Origin of the sequence: uncultured Campylobacter sp., from assembly GCF_938030685.1 — a bacterium.
Classification (GTDB): Bacteria; Campylobacterota; Campylobacteria; order Campylobacterales; family Campylobacteraceae; genus Campylobacter_B.
Map to the genome: position 1 here is coordinate 1 of NZ_CALHHX010000003.1, position 1,158 is coordinate 1,158.

Genomic DNA, 1,158 nt, shown 5'->3' on the forward strand with positions numbered 1-1,158 from the left:
AAAAAGTGGCGAAGAATTTATAAGGGTAGAATTTAAGCCTAGCGACTGCAAGTAGCGCTTGTGCGAGATTTAAAATTTAGCGCGGCGTGAGCCTTTGCCTGTTCGCCCGCGCAGCATCCGTTTAAAATTTATTCGCTTCGCTTTTGATTTCGCCTGTGCAAAAGCAACATGCTAAAATTTCTGCTTAGCTTTTACAGCGCCGCCGCGTATAGTATGACGCGGATCAGCGTGCATTTCGTCGCCACAAAGCGCTAAAACGCGCCGAGTCCTTTTTGAGCCGCGATCTAATGCGTCAGGTTCTGCCAGTGGCGTTTTTCATTAAAATTTTACTATTTCACGCGGAATTATATCTGTGTAGCAACGCAAACACCGCGTAAAGCTTTCGCGCGAAATTCTATAAGTTACGGAATTTTATTTGAAACAGCATCGTAGATTTTGAGTCAGAATTTTATGATTTATTACGCTGTATTTGCGGCGATGAAATCTTGCTAAATTTTATCCGCGACCTGCTCGCAATAAAATTCTGCGTCAAACCATGAGCTTGCTTGCGAGCTTACAGAGGTACCAGCCACCAACGCGCCGTCACACAAAACGCGGCTAATCAAATGCCTCGCTTGGGTTTTAAAATTCACCGCGCGCAGCTATTTTTATCAAGATTTAGCTGTATTGGCGGCAAGCCCTCTATCTCGTAATTTAACACCATCGCTTTGCCAAGCTCCCGCAGGCGCCGCGAAAAATCCGTGCTGCAAAAGCTAGCCTTCGCCTTGGCAAACAGCATCTCTTTTAAAATTTCCGCATCGCCCGCATCCAGTGCGCTGAGGTCTAAATTCGGCGAACTATTTAGCGCGTAATCGTATATGAAGCTACTCTCTTCGCATGCGGCGCCTTTTAAAATCGTAGCATCGTCGATCCTACGCGGCGCGCCCTCGTTTATCTGCGCTAGCGCATCTCGCACCTGTTTGCTTTCGCAGAAATTTCGCTCTAGCTCGCCGCGTTTTTTCTCTGCATAAAATTCCATCGCCACATTTGCCAAAATTCCGATTCCAAAAAGCACTAGTAAAATTTTAATCGGCTTATTTAGCCGCGCGCTTAAGTTTTGCGCGTCCATCAGCGCGCCCTTTCGCAGCACAGCAGCGTGTGTCCGACGCCCAGCCCGTC

The 1,158-nt window shown here is 47.4% G+C and carries 1 protein-coding gene; it reads right to left on the minus strand.

The genetic code is table 11. The features are described from left to right. Nucleotides 1–628 precede the first annotated feature (628 nt). On the minus strand, nt 629–1,158 hold a 530-nt coding region (locus tag Q0369_RS00080), incomplete at its 5' end, for a hypothetical protein (RefSeq protein WP_298094306.1).